Here is a 19,990-nt window from a genome sequence, read left to right on the forward strand (position 1 = left end):
CTGCGCATACGGGCGCACGGGGAGGCCTGCGCGGCGCTGCGCAGGCCCCGGTGTCTGGGCAGGAGGGGGGCGGCGGTGCTGTGCTCTCAGCCCGCCGGACAGATGGCGCTGGACATGCGGCCGAGGTCGACGTGCCGCCGACTCACCAAGGCGATTCCAGTTCCAGACATGACGGAAGCGTGTCACGCGGATCTCAGGCCAGTCCACCATCGTCCACGATTCGGACGAAAGTATTCTGAATAGTGAGACGAAGTGGTGCGTGTCACGCTCCGGCCGCGTTTACCCGCGGGTGTCGGGATACGCTCCCGGCCACGGTCCCGGCGCCGGGACGTCCGGTTCCTCCTCGATCTTGGTGTCGAAGAGCGTGAAGCCGCGGCGCTGGTAGTTCGCCATCGCATGCTCGCCGTCCAGGCTGCAGGTGTGCAGCCACACCCGCTTCGTCGGGGGCCGCGCCGCCCACCGGTCCGCCAGGTCCCAGGCGCGGGCGGCGCCGTAGGAGAGCAGGTGACCGCCGATCCGGCGGCCCCGGAAGGCCGGGAGCAGCCCGAAGTAGACGATCTCCACGACTCCGTCGTCCTGCGGCTCCAGCTCGACGTAGCCCGCTGGGGTGCCGCGGTCGTGGGCCACCCAGGTCTCCACGCCCGGCCGTTCCAGGTGCTCCCGCCAGCGGGCGTGGCTCCAGCCCAGCCGGTCGGTCCAGCGGATGTCACCGCCGACCGAGGCGTACAGGAAGCGGCTGAACTCGGGGGAGGGGACCTCGGCGCGGACGATCCGCACCGCGTCGCCCTCCGGGGCGGCGGCCGGGACGAGGTCGGCGGGGGAGGTCTGCTCCAGGGACCAGGTGGTCACGACGACGCTGCTGCTCATGGGGCCAGGCAATCATCCCGGCCCCCGACGTGTCGATGCCCGCCCCGGCGCCGCGTCCGACGCGACGCTCCCGGTCACGGCACTAGCTGGGCCCTGTCGTCACATTCCCGCCTGCCCCGCGACGCCCTGCACGCTCCCCCCAGCCTTCGGCCGGGGGGACCCCCGGAGCACGCACCTGACGCCGCAGGGCCGCCCTCCGGGCGACGACGGGAATGTGACGGCAGGGCCTAGCGCAGCGACGCGTCGATCGAGCGCAGCGGCGTCGAGAACAGCATGCGCTCGCTGACCGACCACACCTCGCCCGTGTCGGACGCGTACGACAGTGAACCGGTACCCGCGGCCCAGCAGCGGTGCGAGGCGTCCGAGCCGCAGCGGCTGCCGTGCGCGCCGTCGGTGTCCTGGCGCCACAGGCTGCCGTGCCCGTCCATGGCGCCGGGCAGATGGCCGACGTACCACTCGGAGCCGGTCGCGCCCGGCGGCCGGTACGACAGGACGCCCCGGATCTCGGAGGCCCCCGTCCGGTACGCCTCGACCGCCTCCACCCGGCCGGCGGCGTTGGTGGCGAGCAGCCCGTCGCGCGCGGGCCTCTCGTCGAACGCGTACCGCCACAGCCGGGCCCGCCGGTCGCCGCCCGCGGTGGTCCACTCGCCGAGCACCAGACTGTCCGGGGACGTCCCCCGGTCCACCGAGAGCGCGCTCGGACAGGGCGCGCCGTCCCCGGAACAGGCTCCCGCGGCGAAGCTGTACCAGCCCACCGCGGGCATCGCGTACCGGAACCCGTCGGCCGACCAGCCGCCCCGGACCCGGCCGACCGCGTCCGTCAGGACCGAGGTCCGCTGGATGCGGTTCAGGTCGTAGACGTAGAGCGCGTCGGCGCTGCCCTGGGCGGTGGTGACCAGCAGCTTGTTCTCGTACCAGGCCATACCGGAGATCTGCGAGGTCAGGCCCCGGTAGGTGCTGCCGTCGGCGCTGGGCACGGTCAGCAGGACCCAGGCGTAGGTGGGGTGGGCCGGGTCGTTCGCGTCCACCACGGCGATCCGGGCCAGGCCCCGGGAGGCGGCCGGGCCGGAGGTGGTGGAGTGCGTCCAGCCGGCGAGGACGACGCGGTTGGCACCCCACAGGCCGTCGTCGTCCGCGTCGGACGAGGTGGTCACCGACGCCGGGCGCCAGTCGTCGGTGAGGGTGTCGGTGGGGTCCCAGCAGTACGCCTCGTCGGCCGCCGGCGTGACCGGCAGCGTGTCCCGGTCGCCGGAGTCGCAGTCGGCCGCCTCCCGCAGCGTGTGGTCGGCGTTCTGCAGGACGTCCGCGACCCCGACGGTGCCGCCCGCCGCCGCGGCGAGCCGGTCGAGCGAGCGCCGCGGCACCAGGTGCTCCCTGAGCCCCAGCTGGGCCATGGCGGCGGTGGAGGTCAGGGGCTTCAGCGCGCCGGGGTCCTCGGCGACCGTGGCCTGCGAGGCGCTGACGATCGTGGCGGTCGCGGTGAGCGCGAGCGCGGTCCCGGCCAGGGCGGCGCGCAGTGCCGCGCCCCGCCTGCGTCGCCGGTGTCTGCCGCGATGCTGCATGTCTCCTCCCGAGGCGGGCCAACTGCGCCGGATGGTCCGTACGTTGACCGAGGAGCAGGTGGGGAGGCCCGTACCAGGATGCTACGGCAGCCGGGCCCCCGGTATCTCGAAGACCTCGCAAATCTGCGGAAGACACCTCCCGTGACGCCCCGGATGCGCCGAATGCGCCCCTGGCGCAGCGGCGTTCACCTCGACCGGTGGCCCGGGTTTCTGCCCTCCGTCACCGCCGGGGCGGTCGAGTACGGCAGCAGGTCCCGCGGGTCGTCGGGGAACAGCACCTCGATCCGCGCGTCCTCACGGAAGCGGTACGGCCGGTGTTCGAGAAACGCTCCCAGATACCGCCGCACCCGGGACATCTCGGCGCGTACGGTGACGGTCCGCGAGGCGTCCCCGAACAGGTCCTCGGCGAGACCGGCCGCACTGCGCCCGGCGCGCCGTACGGCGAGCAGGTACAGCAACTCCGCGTGCCGCGGGCTCAGTTCCCGGGTCCAGGAGTCCGCGCCGCCGCCCACCGTCAGTGCGGGCCGGCGCGGCCGGCTCAGGTCGAGCACGAGCCGGCCGCCGTCCGCCGGCACCGGCTCGTCCGCCGTCCGCAGCAGCCAGCCCCCGGCCAGCGGCTCCACCGAGCACAGCCCAAGGCCGGGCATCCGACGGCGGCCCGGGGACAGGGACTTGGGCAGCGCGAGCCGCCGCGGAGGCACCATCCCGGTGACCGCTGCGGTCCAGCCGTCGGCGTCCACCACCAGCGCCCGCCCGGCCAGCCGGGCCAGCACCGGGGCGGCGACCGCCCGCAGCCGCTCCAGGGCGTCCAGATGCAGCTCCCGCAGCCGGGCCTCGGCGAGTTTCGCCACCGAGTTCACCCAGGCCAGGGTCGCCGGGTGCATGGTCTCCAACGGTCCGCTGACATCCACCACCCCGAGCAGCGTGCCGTCCCGGGGGTCGGTGATGGGGGCGCCCGAACAGGTCCAGGAGGCGAGCGAGCGCACGAAGTGCTCGGCGGCGAACACCTGCACGGGCCTGCGCACCACCGCCGGGGTTCCCACCCCGTTGGTTCCGACGACGTCTTCGCGCCAGTCGGCGCCCAGTTCGAAGCCCAGCCCGTCCGCCTTGCGCAGCACCCGCGAGGAACCCTCACGCCACAGCACCCGGCCGTCGGCGTCGGCCACCACCATGATGTGCTGGGCGACGTCCGCGACCGAAAGCAGCCCCTCGCGCAGGACCGGCAGCACCTCCCTGAGCGGGGACTCCTCACGTCTGCGCCGGATCTCGTCGGCCGACAGCAGCCCCGAGCGGAAGTCGTGGTCGGGGTCGACGCCGTTGCGCAGCATCCGCCCCCAGGACTGCTCGATCACCGGCCGGGGCGCGATCCGCCCACGTCGTCCGGCGAGTCTGGCCTCGCGGACCTCGCGCAGTACCCGAGCCGCCTGGGCCGCGTCCTGCACGGCGAGTCGGGCCACGTCCATCGGCGGGTTCCCCACTGAGGTCCTCCCGGACAGTCCTCGGAAAAGGCATGGAAGAGTCTTGTCAAGCCGTCCGGGCGGCGGTTTCCGGTCCGGCTGCGCGTCTCATACTGCCGTTCTCCGGTGCCGGAGGCACACGCTCCGCACACAGTCACCCCCATGTTGCAACCCCTTGCAACCCTGGTGAACGAGCCCGGGGTGGCCGAAAATTGGGCCGACGCCACGGCGTCGGCGGCCTGACATGGGCCGACGTGGTGGGGGTGGTGCCGTGTCGGCGCAGCACCACCCCCGTCCCGTCCCGGCGGGCGGGAAGGCCCCTCACCCGGGGATGTGCACCCGGGCCCGGTCCACCAGGGCCGCCAGGTCCAGGCTCGCCGGCAGGGTGCCGAAGGTCGAACCCCAGTCGTTGCCCAGCCGCGAGGCGCAGAAGGCGTCCGCCACCGCGGAGGGCGCGAAGCGGACCAGCAACGAGCCCTGGAGCACCGTCGCCAGGCGTTCCACGAGCCGTCGGGCCCGGGTCTCCGCGCCCTCCAGGTCGGCCAGTTCGGCGAACAGGTCCTTGACCGCCCGGTCCAGGCGGTGGTCGGCGCCGTGGGCGCGGCCGATCTCCTGCAGACAGGCGTCCAGAGCGCCCGGCTCGCGTTGCAGCGCGCGCAGGACGTCCAGCGCCTGGATGTTCCCGGCGCCCTCCCAGACGGCGTTGAGCGGCGACTCGCGCACCAGCCGGGGCAGTCCCGACTCCTCCACGTAGCCGTTGCCGCCCAGGCACTCGGCGGCCTCCACCACGAGGGGCGGGCAGCGCTTGGTCACCCAGTACTTGGCGGCCGGCAGCGCCAGGCGCAGCAGGGCCCGTTCCGCCTCGCCCCCGTCGTCGTAGGCGGCGGCCAGCCGCAGCGCCAGCGCGGTCGCGGCCTCCGACTCGACGGCGAGGTCGGCCAGCACGTTGCGCATCAGCGGCTGGTCGGCCAGTTTCGCGCCGAACGCCTCGCGGTGCGTGCAGTGGTGCACGGCCTGCGCCACCGCCTGCCGCATCAGCCCCGCCGAACCCAGCACGCAGTCCAGCCGGGTCGCGGCGACCATCTCCATGATGGTCGGCACCCCGCGCCCCTCCTCGCCCACCCGCCGCGCCCAGGTCCCGTCGAACTCGACCTCGGCCGACGCGTTGGACCGGTTGCCGAGCTTGTCCTTGAGCCTCTGGAGGAGGAAGACGTTGCGGGAGCCGTCCGCCAGGACGCGGGGCACCAGGAAACAGGTGAGGCCGCCGGGTGCCTGGGCCAGCACCAGGAAGCCGTCGGACATCGGCGCCGAGCAGAACCACTTGTGCCCGGAGAGGGTGTACGTCCCGGACTCCGCGAGCGGGACGGCGGCGGTCGTGTTCGCGCGTACGTCGCTGCCGCCCTGCTTCTCCGTCATGCCCATGCCGAACAGGGCGCCGGCCTTCGACCCGGCGGGCCGCAGCTCGCGGTCGTAGATCATGGACGTCAGCAGCGGCTCCCAGGCGGCGGCCAGCTCCGGGTCGGTGCGCAGCACCGGCACCGCCGCGTTCGTCATCGACAGCGGACAGCAGTTCCCGGCCTCCACCTGGGTCCAGACCAGGAACGCGGCGGCCCGCCGGACGTGCCCGGCGGGCCGCACGAAGCCGGTGGTCAGGCCCGCGCCCACCCCCTTGCCGAGCATCCGGTGCCAGGCCGGATGGAACTCGACCTCGTCGACACGGTGTCCGTAGCGGTCATGGGTGCGCAGCCGCGGCGGGTGCTCGTTCGCCTGGGCCCCCCACTCCTGCACCTGCGCCGAACCGGCCGCGGAGCCGATGCCCGACAGCTCGGAGCGCACCTCGTCCAGCAGCTCGGGCGCGGTGTGCCGGGCCACGGCCTCGACGAGGGCGTGGTCGGCGGTGAACAGGTCGTACCCCACCAACGGGGGCGGCTGATTGGTGACGGTGTGGGTGGTGGTGCCTGCCATGTCTGCGAACCTACCCGGGCCGACGGCGGTGGTCTCCAGCGTGACACAGCGACTTCCCCGGTCACGCCGGATGATCCCGCACCGGGCCGGCCGGTTTCCGGTCCGGTCGGGAAGGACCCGGTCAGGGCACCCGGAAGATGAGTGGCGACCCGGACGGCGGATACCGTTAGGGCGTGCAGCCAGCAAGCGACATCCCCGAGCGGCCCTCCGGCCGGCTCCACCGGGCCAGAGCCCTCTACCGGAACGTCTCCAAGCGCAGGACGGCCTGGCTGCTGCTCAAGGACACCGTCAACTCCTGCATGGAGTACCGCATCCTCGGGCTCGCCGCCGAGGCCGCCTTCTTCACCCTGCTGTCCGTGCCGCCGCTGCTGCTCAGCCTCATCGGACTGCTCGGCTACGTGGACGACTGGACCGGCGCGCACACCATCGCCAGTCTCGAGAACAACCTCCTCGCCGCGTCCCGCACGGTCCTGTCCGACAAGGGCGTCAAGGAGATCGCGGAGCCGATCCTGCACGACGTGGTCCAGGGCGGCCGCCCCGACGTGATCTCCATCGGGTTCCTGTTCGCCCTGTGGTCGGGCTCCCGCGCGGTGAACGTCTTCATAGACACGATCACCGTGATGTACGGCCTCGACGGCGTCCGCGGCATCGTGAAGACCCGGATCGTCTCCTTCCTGCTCTTCATCGCCGCCCTGCTGATCGGGTCGGTGGCGCTGCCGCTGATGGTGGCCGGACCGGACGCGGTGGTCCGGATCGTGCCGTGGTCGGAGACGGTCGTGCAGGTCCTGTACTGGCCGGTGGTGATCGTCCTCTCCATCGTCTTCCTGACCACGCTGTACCACGTCTCCGTGCCGGTCCGCTCCCCGTGGATCGAGGACGTGCCCGGTGCCCTGGTCGCCCTCGCCATGTGGGTCCTCGGCAGCTTCCTGCTGCGGATCTACCTCACCCACACCATCGAGGGCGCCACGATCTACGGCTCGCTCGCCGCGTCCGTCGCCGTCCTGCTGTGGATCGGTGTGTCGGCCTTCGCGGTGCTGGTCGGCGCCGCCGTGAACGCCGCCATCGACCGCGTCTGGCCGGCCGCCGCGACGGCCGCCGCCCGCGCCGCCAACGAACGGCTGCGGGAGGCCCAGGTCGCCGAGTACGTCGCCCGCGCGACCGCGGCGGCGCGGGAGGGCGGGGCCGACGACCCCGACGACCCCGACATGCCGTCGGAGTTCCCGGAGCGGTGGTCGCGGTTCCTGCCGCCGGAGGACGTCACGGCGCGGCTGCGCGCGCACGTGAAGAGCAGCCACCCGCCGCACAAGCGGGAGGGCTGAGGGCCGGGGGGCGGTGTCGCCGCGGGGGCCCGTGCTGTGGGCGGGCCGCGGGCCCGGCGGGGGCTGGTCGCGCAGTGCCTCCCCCAGCCTTCGGCCGGGGGTACCCCCAGCGCCCCCCTTCAGGGCGCGTCTAGGCTGACGTCCGTGTACAGGGAACGGGCGTCTCGGCTCGCCGGTGCGGTTGTCTGGGTGAACACCCCGGACGGGGGCGGTGCGGGACGGGTGCTGCCCGACGGGTGCATGGATCTGCTGTGGAACGAGGGACGGCTGCTCGTCGCCGGGCCCGACACCACCGCGTACGTCCCTGAGGGGGCCGTCGGGGCGTGGGCCGGGCTGCGCTTCGCTCCCGGGGCCGCGCCCGCCTTTCTCGGGCTGCCGGCGTACGAACTGCTCGACCGGCGCGTCGACCTGAGCGAGCTCTGGCCGGCTTCGGACGTGCGGAGACTGCGGGACCGGGTCGCTCGCGCCGCCGGACCCGGCCGCGCGCTGGAGGAGATCGCCCTCGAAGGCGCGGCGCCCGCCGACCCGTTGCTCGGGCGGCTCGTCGAAGCGCTGGACGCGGGGTGGCCGGTGGCCGCCGTCGCCGACGAACTGGGCATCGGCGCACGTCAGTTGCACCGCCGCAGCCGGGCCGCCTTCGGCTACGGGCCCAAGACGCTGGCGCGGGTGCTGCGGATGCGGCGCGCCCTCGCGCTCGCCCGGGCCGGGGTGCCGCTCGCCGAGACCGCCGTCCGGGCCGGGTACGCGGACCAGCCCCATCTCTCCCGCGAGGTGAGGGCGTTGGCGGGCGTGCCGGTGACCGGCCTACTGCGGTAGCGGGGCGAACAGGTCGACGCCGTTGCCGTCGGGGTCGTGCACCGTGGCGTACCGCTGACCCCAGAACGCGTCCCAGGGCTTGAGCTCGCCGTGGTACCCGGCGCCGACCAGGTCCTCGTACACCGCGTCCACCTCGGCGGGTGAGCCGCAGTGGAAGGCGAGTCCCACCCGGCCGCCCGCGGCCGGCGGCCGCCAGGCCGGGTGGAAGGAGCGGATGGTCTCCTCCGTGTCCAGGGCGACGGTGAGGCCGCCCGGCAACCCGGCCTCGACATGGGGCTGTTCCTCGGCTCCGGGCGGGAAGCCCAGGCCGAGACGGCGGTAGAAGGCGAGGGACGCGGACAGGTCGGAGACGACCAGGCCGAGCACGGCGAATCGTGGAGTCATGCGGTCACCGTAGGCGGCCGGCCCGGCGCCGGTCTTGAACGGATCGGACCTGTGCCCCGCGTCCGGGGGCGCCCGGAAAACCCCGTGCCTGTGGAACAGCTGTGCGGCACGATGGGCCCATGATCCGTGCCGTGCGCGCCCTGCCGCCGCTGCTGCTCGCCGCCGCCCTGCTCACCGGCTGCGGCACCGAGAAGGCCGGCTCCGGCGCCGCGGGACCGCCCGCCGACCCGGCCGAGATCGGCGCCCGGGCCAGGGCCCTGGGCATCGCCCCCGAGCTGGTCTACGTCACCCGGGCCCCCGGGTTCACCCTCGCCCAGCAGTCCGTCGGCGTGCAGGGCGACGACGGCTTCTCCGCCGCGTACACGGACAGCACCGGCGCCGTCATCCACCTCTACACCGACCGGCCCCGCCACGCCGGACACCACCGGTACGAGGTCACGAAGAAGGACTGCGTCGTGTGGCTCGAAGGCGAGGGTGACGTCTCCGCGGCCGTCCTCGGCAAAGCCCTGCACACGGTCCACCGGCCCTCCGCCGGTGAACTCGGCGCCCTGCTGCCCACCCCCGACCCGGCCTTCACCGACGGCGAGCCGGTACGGCGCGGCGACCTGCCGACCAACGGCGACGGCGGACCTCCCGACAACAGCGTGCCGACGCCGGGGCTCTGAGCCGGCCGGTTCCCGGTCCGGTTCAGCCGTACGGACGTCCCGCTGCGCCACATGGCCCGCCAGTGACGTTTCTCCGGTGAACCCGATCCGCCATTGGAGTGAGTAAAGGTCGCGCACGGAGATGGTCACGTGTGTATCTAGAGATGCTCTTGTCTTGGCAAAGGGCGTTGAGACGCGGAGGCCGTCCGAGCCGCCGCGCCACCCACAGGAGGAGCCGGACCTTGACTTACGGGAAGAAGCTGCGCGAGCAGATCGCCGGGCCGGGGACGACCCCGCTGATCGGCGTGTACGACATGTACTCGGCGTCGATCGCGGCCAAGCACTACGACGGGATGTTCGTCTCCGGCTTCGGCTTCGCCGCCTCGTACTACGGCCTGCCGGACATCGGATTCATCGCCTGGCCCGACATGGTGGCCTTCGTCCAGCGGCTGCGGGGCGCGTTCCCGCACCACCATCTCCTCGTCGACATCGACGACGGCTACGTCGACCCCGAGGTCGCCTGCCACGTCGTGGAGGGCCTGGAGCGGATCGGCGCCTCCGGGGTGATCCTGGAGGACCAGAAGCGGCCCCGCCGCTGCGGGCACGCCGACGGCAAGCAGGTGCTGCCGCTGGAGGAGTACCTGGAGAAACTGGAGCGGGTCCTCCAGACCCGTCAGGACCTGGTCGTCGTGGCCCGTACGGACGCCACCGACGAGCACGACATCCTGCACCGCGCGGAGCGGCTCGCCGCCACCGACGCCGACGTGATCCTCGTCGACGGGGTGCGCAGCGAGGAGTGGATCCGCCGCATCCGCAAGGTGGTCGGCGACAAACCGCTGCTCTTCAACCAGATCGCGGGCGGCAAGTCGCCCCGGCTCTCGCTGACCGAGCTGGACGAGCTGGGCGTGGACGTGGCGATCTACTCCACACCGTGTCTGTTCGCCGCGCACGAGGCGATGGACACGGCGCTCGGCGACCTCAAGGCGGCGGACGGCCGGCTGCCCCAGGTGGACGCGGACGGCGGGGTCGGCGTCAAGGTGTCCACGACGCTGCTGGAGCGGAACATCGCCCGCGAGCGGCTCGAGGAGCCCGAGGGCGTGGGCGTGTGACGGCCGCGATGCCGGTGCTGCGGGCGGCCGCGGTGGCCGCCGTCGCACTGCTGGCCGGGGCCGCCGCCCCGGCCCACGCCGGCGACAGCCTGATCACGGTGATCGACAACTCGCACGCGGACTCCATCCTGGAGGTGGACCGCACGGCGAACGTGCAGGCGGGCCGGGGCACGGCGGGCAGCGATCACGACGGCAGCGCCGTGGACGCCATCCAGGCGATGCTCGGCGAGCCCGTCACGCACGACGACTGAGCGCCGCAGGGCGCGACAGCGCACCCCGGGAGGGCGGCCGGACCGGTCCGGCCGCCCTCCCGAGCCGGGTCGGGGCGCTCAGCGCTTGTACGTTGTACGGCCGGGGACGCTCAGTCCTCGCCGAGGTCGGGGCGGCCGTTCTCGTCCAGTTCCACGTCCTCCTCGGGGTCATGTTCGTCGTGCGGGGCGGCCACCGTGGTGGTGTGCAGGGGGGCCGGGGCGACCGTCCGGGTCGTGGCGTGGGCGGTGCCCAGCGCCGTGGTCAGGGCGGCCGCGGTCAGGGCGCCGGCCGCGGCGGTGCGCGGGGTGAGTTTCATGCCCCGGAAACGATCTTGGCGAGGGTGCGGTCACCGTCGTACGGCCGAACGGTCCGGTGGGGCCGCCGTGCTCGCCCGCTCGACCAGCCGCGTCGACAGCTCCGTCCGGGTGCCTTCCGGGCGGTCCCCGTGCATCATCCGCACCAGCAGCCGCAGCGCCGTCGCCGCCATCTCCGCCAGCGGCTGGCGGACCGTGGTCAGGGCCGGAGCCGCCCAGCGCGCCTCGGGCAGGTCGTCGAAACCGACCACGCTGATGTCGTCCGGCACCCGCAGCCCGCGCTCGGTCAGCGCCGAGTACGCCCCGAGCGCCATCAGGTCCGAGCAGACGAACACGGCGGTCGGCGGCTCCGGCAGGTCGAGCAGTTCGTGCATGCGGTGCCGGGCCGTGCCCTCGTCGAAGCCGGCGTGCCGAACGTACTCGCCGCGGTGGCGCAGTCCCGCCGAGGCGAGCGCCGAGCGGTAGCCGGCCACCCGGGCGGTGCCGCACATCTTGCGCCGGCTGCCGGCGATCACCGCGATCCGTTCGTGGCCGAGGGCGAGCAGGTGCTCGGTCGCGGTCACCCCGCCCTGCCAGTTCGCCGCCCCCACCGAGACCGTCCCCGGCGGGGGTTCGTGGACGGGGTCGATCAGGACGTACGGGATGCGGTGGTGGTCCAGCCAGGCGTACTGGGCCCGGGTCAGCTCGGCCAGGTTGAACAGGACGCCCGAGGAGCCGCGCGCGGTGAGCTTGTCCAGCCAGTCACGCTCCGGGCGGCCGGCCCGCGTCCGGCTCGGTCCCGCCGAGACGACGATCTCCAGACCGGCCTCGTACGCCGCCTCCTCCACCCCGTGCAGCACCGCACCCGACCAGGAACTGTCCAGTGAGTGCACGACCAGGTCGATCAGGGCGGGGGCCTTGGCCGCGTCGAACCGCGGCCTGCGGACGTAGCCGAGCCGTTCGAGTGCCTCGGTGACCCGGCGGCGGGTCTCGGGGGCCACGTCGTCCCGGCCGTTGACCACCTTGGAGGCCGTGGGTACGGAGACGCCCGCCTCGCGGGCCACCACCGCCAGGGTCGGACCGGCCGCCGCCATGCTCGTACTCCCGGCACGGACCATGGGGAACCCGCCTCTCCGGCCCGCCGTTGGGCCAACGAAAGTAACGAAAGTTGCGACCAACGCTGCTTCCGCGGTCTGTGTGCACGCCGTGTAGTAAGCGCTTCCTACGATAGGTGCGCGTCAACACGGCGGGAAGACCTGGGAAATCGCCGAATCGTCGCGGCCATAGCTTTCGAAACTTCGAACACCGGGGTGGCCGGACCATTCGGCCACGAGCCGACGGGAGGCGGGTGCGGTCGGACCCACCGGAACTGGGCTTCCGCGCCGCGCACCCTGACGCCGAGCGGGGGCGAAGCCGCGGCTCACCGGGTCGTGCGGGCCGGGAACGGCGGCCCGGGCAGCCGCGGGTGTCCGCCCGGCCGCCGTGCGTGCCGGAATACCGGGAGTCACTGTGGTGCTCTTGTCATACCGGCGTACGGGCACACGCGGCGGGAGGAGCTGGTGGGCGGATGACGGCGCACGGCACGGACCCGAAGGACCCGGTGACCAGCACCCCGTACGGGGCGGTGCGCGGCAGGTGGGAGCGCGGCATCGCGGTGTTCCGCGGCATCCCGTACGCCGCCCCGCCCTTCGGCGCGCACCGGTTCCGGCCGCCCGCGCCGCCCGAGCCCTGGGACGGCGTGCGGGACGCGGGCGCCTTCGGGCCGACGGCCCCCAAGCCGCCGTACTCCGAGGCGTTCGCACGGTACCTGTCCGACCCGGTGATCCCCGGCGACGACTGCCTCAACCTGAACGTGTGGACCCCGCAGCCAGGCCCCGGCGCCCGGCTCCCGGTCCTCGTCTTCCTGCACGGCGGTGCCCTGACCAGGGGATCCGCCGCAGTTCCGGTGTACGACGGGCACGCCTTCGCCCGGGACGGGGTGGTGTTCGTCTCCGTGAACCACCGGCTGGGGGTGGAGGGCTACGGCCTGTTCCCGGACGCTCCGCCCAACCCCGGTCTGCACGACCAGCTCGCCGCCCTGCGCTGGGTCCACGAGACGATCGCGCACTTCGGCGGCGACCCCGGCCGCGTCACCCTCTGCGGCCAGTCGGCCGGTGCCATCGGCGCCGGCGTCCTGCTCGCCGCACCCCACACCCAGGGCCTGATCCGGCGGGCCGTGCTGCAGAGCGGGCCGCCCGAGGCCGCCGAGCGGGACAAGGTCCGGCGCATGGTCCGCCGGATGGCCGCCCGGCTCGGGATCCCCGCCACCGCCCGGGCCTTCGCCGCGGTCGACCGGACCCTGCTGCTGCGGACCCAGGCCGAGGTGGGCCGGCTCAGCAGTCCCGTCCTCGGCGGCCCGGCCTTCGGGATCGTCGTCGACGGCGACCTCGTCCCGCGCGACCCGCTCCAGGCCCTGGTGGACGGCGGGGCGGCCCGGGGAGTCGACCTCCTGATGGGCTGGACCCGCGACGAGTACCGGCTCTGGCTGGTCCCCGGCGGCCTGGTCGACCACGTCGACCGGCTCGGCCCGGTCGCCTTCGCCGGCGCCATGGCCCGCTGCCACGCCTCCCACGAGGTGCCGCGCGGCTACCGCGCGCTGCATCCGGACGCCGGCCCCGCCGAGATCGTCGGCCAGATGGTCACCGATCACCTGCTGCGCCGTCCGCTGCACCGGCTCGCCGAGGCCCGGCCCGGGTCGTCGTACCTCTACGAGTTCGCCTGGCCCTCCCGCCGGCCCGGCCTCGGCGCCTGCCACGCCCTGGAGCTGGGCTTCGTCTTCGACACCGGCACGGTCCCCGAGGCCACCCTGCTGGCCGGCGACGGCGCCCCGCAACGGCTGGCCGACGCGATGCACGGCGCCTGGGTCCGCTTCGCCACCACCGGCGACCCCGGCTGGGAGCCCTGGGACGACACCCACCCGGTCCGCGTCCTCGGCGACGGCGAACCCCACACGGTGTCCGGCCCCCGGGACGAGGAGCTGGCCCTGTGGTCACCGGCCACGACACCGCGCCTCGAACGGACGGCCGAACTGACCCTCGCGGTCCGGCGGCTGCGCCGTTCAATGGCCGCCGTGCGCCGCCACTGAGTCCCGCACCACCACCCGCGTGCCCACCAGCAGATGCCCGGCGGCCGGTGCCTCGCCGTGCCCGAGCGCGGTACGCACCGCGAGCCGCCCCAGTTCCTCGTAGGGAACGTGCACGGTGGTCAGCGCCGGGTGCAGGTCGCGGGCGAACGGAACGTCGTCGTACCCGGCGAGCGACACGTCCCCGGGCACGTCGAGGTCCGCCTCGTGCAGGGCGGTCAGTGCCCCCGCCGCCACCACGTCGGTGGCGGCGACCACCGCGCTGAACTCCAGTCCCGCGGCGAGGGCCTGCCGGATCAGCCGGTGCCCGGAGTCCCGGGTGAAGTCGCCGCGCAGCAGCAGCGCGGGGTCGGGCTCCACACCCCGGGAGCGATGCGCGGCCAGATAGCCGCGCTCCCGGCCGAGCGCCGTCGTGTGGTCCGACTTCCCGCCCAGGAACAGCAGCCGCCGATGGCCCTGCGCCAGCACATGCGCGACCAGGGCGTGGGCGCCGCCCTCGTTGTCGTACTCGATGACCGTGACCGGCGCGCCGGGGCCCGGCGGCGGCCGTCCGCACAGCACCAGCCGGGATCCGGCCGACGCCAGCGAGCCGGCGGTCCGGCGGGTCCGCTCCCGGTACTCGGGGGTGTCCGCGGCCCCGCCCACCAGGATCACGGCGGCGGCCCGCTGGGCGCGCATCATCTCGATGAACTCCAGCTCGCGCCGGACGTCGCCGTCGGTGCTGCACACCAGCGACAGATGCCCGAGCCGCGCCGCCTCCCGCTCCACCCCGTGCGCCATGTGCGCGAACGACGGCCAGGTGATGTTCTCCAGCACGAACGCGAGCGTGGGCGTACCGGCTCCGGCGACCGCCTTGGCGTGGGCGTCGGCGACGTAGTCCAGCTCCCGCACCGCCCGCAGCACCCGGCCACGGGTGGCGGCACTGACGGGATAGTCACCGGCGAGGACCCGCGACACGGTGGAGGCGGACACCCCGGCACGGGCGGCGACATCACGAATGGTGCTCCGCCCGGCGTCGCCTCTCCTTCTGGTCAATCCCACCCCCGGCGACCGGTGCCCCGACGTGAGGCTAGCGCCCCTCGGGGGACGCGGGACAGGGCTCGGTGCGGCTCCGCCGCGTGGGCGCGACCGGCCCGGCACGGCCTTCAGCCGCCCACGCGCAGGACCCGGTACGCACCGCGTCCGGGCGACCTCACACCACCTCCGCGATCCCCGCGATCCCCGCCGGCCCCACCCGGCAGCACCCCCCGATCAACCGGGCCCCCGCCGCCCGCCACCCCGCGACCTGCTCCGCCCCGAACGTCGTCGGCCCCGTCCACGCCCGAGCCTCCGCGTCCCACACCTCACCGCTGTTGGGATACACGACCACCGGCTTCCCGGTCACCCGGGCGGCCACCTCCACCGCCCCCGGCACGTCCTCGGGCGCACAGCAGTTCACGCCCACCGCGATCACCTCGTCCACCTCGGCGGCCAGGGCGAACGCCTCCTCCAGCGGCTGTCCCGCCCGCGTCCTTCCCCCCGCCACGCTGTACGAGAGCCACGCCGGCACCCGCAGCCCCCGCACCGCCCGCAGCAGCGCCGCCGCCTCGTCGGCGTCCGGCACGGTCTCCAGCGCGAACACGTCCGGCGCCGCCTCGGCCAGCACCTCCAGGCGCGGCCGGTGGAACGCCTCCAACGCGTCGACGTCCAGCCCGTACCGCCCCCGGTACTCGGAGCCGTCGGCGAGCATCGCCCCGTACGGCCCGACCGACGCGGCCACCCACAGCGGCCGTACGATCCCCTCCGCGCGCGCCCGGCGCACCGCGTCCCGCCCCAGCTCCACGCTGAGCGCGAGCAGCCGGGCGGCCTCCTGCCGGGGGATCCCGCGCCTGCCGAACCCCTCGAACGTGGCCTGGTAGCTGGCGGTGATCGCGACGTCCGCGCCCGCCCTGAAGTACGCGAGATGCGCGTCGCTCACCGCGTCCGGACGGTCGGCCAGCAGCCGCGCCGACCACAGTTCGTCGCTCAGGTCGTGGCCCGCGGACGCCAGCTGGTTGGACATGCCGCCGTCGAGCACGACCGTCCCGGCGGCGAGGGCGTCGGCGAGGCTGGGGAAGGTGTCGCTGCGCATACCCCGACGCTAGCCGACCCCGCGCCGGACGACCGGTCGCGTCCGCCCGTCGAACAGCTCGCCCACGATACGGACGCGGGCCCTCGGCGCCCGACGACGACCCCCACGCACATCCTTCAGCCGCCCGCGGAGATCAGGGAGACCGCCGCGGAACTCGGCTTCGACCACACGACTCTGGAGGCCCAGGGACACGACGCCATCAAGTCCCGGATGGCGCGCACCCACGAACGGTTCGTCGAGAAGCAGGGACTCACCTTGAGAACTGGAGCGGATGGAGGCGGACGTCGCCGTATCGCCGACCAGGTGCTCGAACGCCTGGGCCGGTCGCCGCTTTCTCTTCTGGGCGCGCAGGCGGCCTGCCGGGACCATCAGGCCGCCGACTCGCCCTCGTGCAGCCCGTCGAAGGTGCCTTCAGGGGCGTGCGGTGCCCGCGTCGGACAGGTCGAAGGCGCCGGCCGGGGTGAGGCGGCCCGTCACCTGCAACGGCTGCCGCTGGAGGACCAGTTCGCCCTGCTTGTGCTGGGTGTAGTAGCCCTGCACGGTCAACTGTGGAGGTGGGTGCGCACGGGAGAGGAGACGGCGGCAGACGCCCCTCGACAACAGAACAACGGCTTCGGGCGGCGAGCGGTTTGGAAATCGCTTTCCCCCATGTCTCGTCAGACCCGTTGACCCACGCGTAACACGCCCCTACCTTTTCGGCGATCACAACGTTCGTCATGCCAGCTGCGGTTCGGAATCCCGAACCGCATTCCTTTCCCCAAGGAGCGTGTGTGAGATGAGACGTGCGTACGCGGTCCTGCTGTCCCTCTGCCTGGCCGTGATCGGCGCCCTGGCCACCGCCGGCCCCGCCGCGGCCGCCGCCGGGACCGTGACCAACGGCACCCGGTTCACCGACACCTCGGGGAACATCGTGCACGCCCACGGCGGCGGGGTCATCAAGGTCGGCTCGTACTACTACTGGTTCGGCGAGGACCGCAACTCCGACAACACCTTCAAGTCCGTGGACGCCTACCGTTCCACCGACCTGAAGTCCTGGGAGTTCCGGGGCCACGTCCTCACCCAGTCCTCCGCCGCGGAGCTGGGCACCGCCTACATCGAGCGTCCGAAGGTCATCTACAACGCCGCCACCGGCAGGTTCGTCATGTGGATGCACAAGGAGAACGGCGTCGACTACAGCCAGGCCCGCGCCGCCGTCGCCGTCTCCGACACCGTCGACGGCACCTACACCTACCAGGGCAGCTTCCGGCCGCTCGGCCAGTACATGTCCCGGGACCTCACCACGTACGTGGACACCGACGGCACGGCCTACATGGTCTCGGCCGCGAACGAGAACGCCGACCTGCAGATCTACAAGCTCACCGCCGACTACACCGGCATCGACAGCCTGGTCGCCAACCCCTGGGCCGGCGCCGGCCGGGAGGCCCCGGCGCTCTTCAAGCGCGGCGGCGTCTACTTCATGCTGACCTCGGCGGCCACCGGCTGGAACCCCAACCAGCAGAAGTACGCCACCGCCACCTCGCTCGCCGGACCCTGGACCTCCTGGACGAACGTCGGCGACTCCACGGCGTACGGCTCCCAGACCGCCTACGTCCTCCCGGTCAGCGGCACCTCGGGGACCTCGTACCTCTACATGGGCGACCGCTGGGGCAACTCCTTCGGCGGCACCGTCAACGACTCCCGGTACGTCTGGCTGCCGTTGACCTTCCCGACGTCCACCTCGATGGCGATGTCCTGGTACCCGGAGGTGTCCGTCGACACGGCCGCGGGGACCGTCAGCGGCACCGGTGCCACGTACAACACCCTCGTCGCGCGGCACAGCGGCAAGTGCGCCGACGTCCCCAGCCAGTCCCTCTGGGAAGGCGTCGCGATCAGTCAGTACACCTGCAACAGTGGCGCCAACCAGAAGTGGTGGTTCAAGGACCTGGGCACCGGCTACTACGCACTCATGGGCCGTGGCAGTTCGCTGTGCCTCCAGGAGAACGCCGCCGACGTCACCCAGGAGGACTGCACCGGCGCCACCGCCCAGCAGTGGTCGGTCGTCACCTCGGGGTCGTACGTGAACATCAAGGCCCGCACGTCGGGTGAGTGCCTGGACGTGAGCGGTGCGTCCACCGCCAACTCGGCCGCGATCATCACGTACACGTGCAACGGCGGCACCAACCAGCAGTGGACGCGCGGCAGCTGAGCGGTCCCGTCGACCGACCGGATTCCGGGCGGGGGTTCAGGCCAGCAGGTCGATCGCGTCCACCGAGGTGCCCGCGCTGAGGAAGGACGTCGTTCCCGAGCCGCTCGCCACGTAGATCTTCAGCGTGTTGTAGGCGCTGGTGTCGGTCAGCCAGGCGGACGCCGGGACGCTGTAGGTGAACGTGTGGTTGTTGCCCCGGTAGGAGCCCACGGTCAGCGACCGGGTGCTCGGCTGGGTGGGTGCCGAGGGAACGGCGGAGGTCCAGCTGTCGTTGACGACGACCTGCGGGCGGCCGTTGGCGTACGCCGTGGTCACGCCGATCCTGAGGGTGTGCGCGGCGGCGGCCTGGGCGGCCGTCAGCCTGAAGTAGACGATGATTCCGCTGTTGACGTCCTTCCACAGGTAGCAGGGGAAGGACGAGGTCTCGGTACCGCTGCCGACGACCACGTTCCCGGTCCAGGACGAGGCCCGCACGTCCGACGGGTGCGCGTACGTCATCAGCTCGGCGTTCTTGAACCCGCCGGGCGTGCCGTCCCAGTTGTTGATCCGCCAGATCGCGGAGGCGTTGCTCGGGTCGTTGGAGGAGGGGATCGCGATGGTGTTGAGCGTGGTGGTCGCACCCGCCGTGACCGTCACCGAGCCGGTGTGGACGGCCAGTTCGCCCTTGAAGACGGTGAGCGTGTACGTCCCCGGCAGCACCCCCGAGATGGAGAACCAGCCGTCCGAGGCGCGTGCCGAACCCCAGTACTGGGCGGCGGTGTCGGCGAGGCCCACGGTGTACGGGTAGGCGGTGTCCCGCCCGGTGATGCCGACGCCCGCGACCCGGCCGCGGCCGCTCGCGGAGACGTACCCGGAGATGCCGAGCGAGTCCGCCCACGGCGTGGTCAGGGTGCCCGGGTACAGCGCGGAGGAGGGCGCGCCGCCGTCCGTGAACGCGATGACGTACGGGCCCTGGAGGCCGAAGCGCTCCGACTCGGTCTGGTTCTCGCCGTAGTACAGGATCTCGTACAGCCCGCCGCCGTCGGCGCTCTGGTGGCGCAGCAGGGAGCGGTAGAAAGGGCCGCCGGAGGCCTTCTCGTGGTTGCTGCGCACGATCCACAGGCCGACGCCGCCGGTGGTCCAGCCGATGTAGTCGTAGTCCATCACCCGCAGCTTCGAGTAGTGCTTGGCGCGGGTCTGGCCGTCGGACTTCTGGAAGATGTCGGCGGACTCGATGACGGTGGGCGCGTAGGTGTAGGAGTCCGGCTCGTCGTTGAGGAACAGGCCGGCCTTGACGCGCACGATGTAGCGGGTGGCGGTCACGGACGAGTCGGCCTTGTTGGTCCACAGGTAGACGTTGTTCTCGCCGCTGCGGGCCGCGTAGTAGTGCTTCAGCGTGCCGTACGTGACGGAGACGAGGATCGTCGAACCCGACTGGGCGATGGTCACCGTGGAGGTGCCGAGGCCCGACTCGACGTGCGAGTTCTTGCCGCCGTAGCCCTGGTACTCGGTGCCCTTGTAGACCAGCGAGGTGAGGTCGCCGTTGGTCTTGCTGACTTTGAAGACCAGGCTCGCGCCGGTGTCGACGACGTAGTGGGAGCCGTCGTCCGACCAGCCGAAGCCCGCGGCCGAGGCGCTCGTGGCCAGCGGTCCTGCGAGGGCCGCGGAGCCGGCGGCCGCCGCGCTGCCGAGGACGAAGGTGCGGCGTCCAAGCGGTCTCCCGGTGGTTTCGGACATGGGGGTGCCTCCTTCGGTGGTGCGGGATGCGGGTGTCCCCGAGGGTGGCAGTTGAATCGATTTCGCGAAAGGGCTTTCACTATCATGGAGTTGGCAATCTTGTGAAATCGGTTCAAGGTCTAGAAAGCGCTTGCGAGCAGCGGTACGGTCCCCGCCAGACACTGTCGGCATGACTGTCCCGTGACGGAGG

The 19,990-nt window shown here is 73.0% G+C and carries 19 protein-coding genes; 7 read left to right on the forward strand and 12 right to left on the reverse strand.

The features are described 5' to 3' along the window. Positions 1-86 precede the first annotated feature (86 nt). The 5 genes from ACZ3KP_RS12130 to ACZ3KP_RS12150 all read right to left on the reverse strand — a co-directional run bounded on the left by ACZ3KP_RS12130 (position 87) and on the right by ACZ3KP_RS12150 (position 5,851). Positions 87-170 (reverse strand): putative leader peptide, encoded by an 84-nt coding sequence (locus ACZ3KP_RS12130; RefSeq protein WP_309500612.1) that lies wholly within the window; start codon positions 168-170, stop codon positions 87-89. Between the two features lie 109 nt (positions 171-279). Beyond that, positions 280-867 (reverse strand): GNAT family N-acetyltransferase, encoded by a 588-nt coding sequence (locus ACZ3KP_RS12135; protein WP_467498662.1) that lies wholly within the window; start codon positions 865-867, stop codon positions 280-282. A 227-nt stretch (positions 868-1,094) separates the two neighbouring features. Beyond that, the gene (locus ACZ3KP_RS12140; RefSeq protein WP_467498664.1) at positions 1,095-2,429 is read right to left on the reverse strand and encodes a hypothetical protein; all 1,335 of its coding nucleotides are present in this window, start codon (positions 2,427-2,429) and stop codon (positions 1,095-1,097) included. A gap of 185 nt (positions 2,430-2,614) precedes the next feature. Then, positions 2,615-3,892 carry a GAF domain-containing protein gene (locus tag ACZ3KP_RS12145; RefSeq protein WP_467498666.1) on the reverse strand — a complete coding sequence of 426 codons (1,278 nt, stop codon included), beginning with the start codon at positions 3,890-3,892 and terminating at the stop codon, positions 2,615-2,617. A gap of 315 nt (positions 3,893-4,207) precedes the next feature. After that, the gene (locus ACZ3KP_RS12150) at positions 4,208-5,851 is read right to left on the reverse strand and encodes an acyl-CoA dehydrogenase family protein (RefSeq protein WP_467498668.1); all 1,644 of its coding nucleotides are present in this window, start codon (positions 5,849-5,851) and stop codon (positions 4,208-4,210) included. Between the two features lie 173 nt (positions 5,852-6,024). On the opposite strand from ACZ3KP_RS12150, the gene ACZ3KP_RS12155 reads away from it, so the two are divergent. Both ACZ3KP_RS12155 and ACZ3KP_RS12160 read left to right on the forward strand, forming a co-directional pair. Then, positions 6,025-7,170, forward strand: a complete 1,146-nt coding sequence (locus ACZ3KP_RS12155; RefSeq protein WP_467498670.1) for a YihY/virulence factor BrkB family protein — start codon at positions 6,025-6,027, stop codon at positions 7,168-7,170. A 144-nt stretch (positions 7,171-7,314) separates the two neighbouring features. Further along, positions 7,315-7,986 (forward strand): helix-turn-helix domain-containing protein, encoded by a 672-nt coding sequence (locus ACZ3KP_RS12160; RefSeq protein ID WP_467498672.1) that lies wholly within the window; start codon positions 7,315-7,317, stop codon positions 7,984-7,986. Here ACZ3KP_RS12160 and ACZ3KP_RS12165 read toward each other — a convergent pair. Beyond that, a complete protein-coding gene (locus ACZ3KP_RS12165) occupies positions 7,975-8,370 on the reverse strand; it encodes a VOC family protein (protein ID WP_467498674.1) in 396 nt (131 codons plus the stop codon). The two genes, ACZ3KP_RS12160 and ACZ3KP_RS12165, sit on opposite strands and share 12 nt — an antisense overlap. Before the next feature lie 119 nt (positions 8,371-8,489). Between ACZ3KP_RS12165 and ACZ3KP_RS12170 the strand changes: the two genes are divergently transcribed. From ACZ3KP_RS12170 to ACZ3KP_RS12180, 3 genes are all read left to right on the forward strand, one after another. Then, positions 8,490-9,035 (forward strand): membrane lipoprotein, encoded by a 546-nt coding sequence (locus tag ACZ3KP_RS12170; protein WP_467498676.1) that lies wholly within the window; start codon positions 8,490-8,492, stop codon positions 9,033-9,035. A 221-nt stretch (positions 9,036-9,256) separates the two neighbouring features. Beyond that, positions 9,257-10,123, forward strand: coding sequence for an isocitrate lyase/PEP mutase family protein (locus ACZ3KP_RS12175; RefSeq protein WP_467498678.1), 867 nt, complete (start codon positions 9,257-9,259; stop codon positions 10,121-10,123). After that, positions 10,120-10,374, forward strand: coding sequence for a hypothetical protein (locus ACZ3KP_RS12180; protein WP_467498680.1), 255 nt, complete (start codon positions 10,120-10,122; stop codon positions 10,372-10,374). Before ACZ3KP_RS12175 ends, ACZ3KP_RS12180 begins: the two co-directional genes overlap by 4 nt. A gap of 110 nt (positions 10,375-10,484) precedes the next feature. Here the strand turns inward: ACZ3KP_RS12180 and ACZ3KP_RS12185 are convergent, their stop codons facing one another. Continuing rightward, on the reverse strand, positions 10,485-10,691 hold the full coding sequence (locus ACZ3KP_RS12185) for a hypothetical protein (protein WP_467498682.1): 207 nt from the start codon (positions 10,689-10,691) through the stop codon (positions 10,485-10,487). 30 nt (positions 10,692-10,721) lie between these two features. Continuing rightward, positions 10,722-11,786, reverse strand: a complete 1,065-nt coding sequence (locus ACZ3KP_RS12190; RefSeq protein WP_467498684.1) for a LacI family DNA-binding transcriptional regulator — start codon at positions 11,784-11,786, stop codon at positions 10,722-10,724. Between the two features lie 449 nt (positions 11,787-12,235). Between ACZ3KP_RS12190 and ACZ3KP_RS12195 the strand changes: the two genes are divergently transcribed. Then, on the forward strand, positions 12,236-13,792 hold the full coding sequence (locus ACZ3KP_RS12195; RefSeq protein WP_467498686.1) for a carboxylesterase/lipase family protein: 1,557 nt from the start codon (positions 12,236-12,238) through the stop codon (positions 13,790-13,792). Here the strand turns inward: ACZ3KP_RS12195 and ACZ3KP_RS12200 are convergent. The 3 genes from ACZ3KP_RS12200 to ACZ3KP_RS12210 all read right to left on the reverse strand — a co-directional run bounded on the left by ACZ3KP_RS12200 (position 13,766) and on the right by ACZ3KP_RS12210 (position 16,445). After that, positions 13,766-14,824: a LacI family DNA-binding transcriptional regulator gene (locus ACZ3KP_RS12200; RefSeq protein WP_467498688.1), complete on the reverse strand. Its 1,059-nt coding sequence runs from the start codon at positions 14,822-14,824 to the stop codon at positions 13,766-13,768. The two genes, ACZ3KP_RS12195 and ACZ3KP_RS12200, sit on opposite strands and share 27 nt — an antisense overlap. Before the next feature lie 157 nt (positions 14,825-14,981). Next, on the reverse strand, positions 14,982-15,899 hold the full coding sequence (gene mmuM / locus ACZ3KP_RS12205; protein WP_467498690.1) for a homocysteine S-methyltransferase: 918 nt from the start codon (positions 15,897-15,899) through the stop codon (positions 14,982-14,984). 411 nt (positions 15,900-16,310) lie between these two features. Next, positions 16,311-16,445 (reverse strand): hypothetical protein, encoded by a 135-nt coding sequence (locus ACZ3KP_RS12210; protein WP_467498692.1) that lies wholly within the window; start codon positions 16,443-16,445, stop codon positions 16,311-16,313. Positions 16,446-16,674: 229 nt separating this feature from the next. Here ACZ3KP_RS12210 and ACZ3KP_RS12215 point away from each other — a divergent pair, with 229 nt between their 5' ends. Beyond that, positions 16,675-18,084, forward strand: a complete 1,410-nt coding sequence (locus ACZ3KP_RS12215) for an RICIN domain-containing protein (RefSeq protein WP_467498694.1) — start codon at positions 16,675-16,677, stop codon at positions 18,082-18,084. A gap of 36 nt (positions 18,085-18,120) precedes the next feature. Here ACZ3KP_RS12215 and ACZ3KP_RS12220 read toward each other — a convergent pair whose 3' ends face one another. Continuing rightward, positions 18,121-19,800, reverse strand: a complete 1,680-nt coding sequence (locus ACZ3KP_RS12220) for a rhamnogalacturonan lyase B N-terminal domain-containing protein (protein WP_467498696.1) — start codon at positions 19,798-19,800, stop codon at positions 18,121-18,123. Between the last annotated feature and the right edge of the window lie 190 nt (positions 19,801-19,990).

Source organism: Streptomyces sp. NPDC020958, assembly GCF_055562175.1.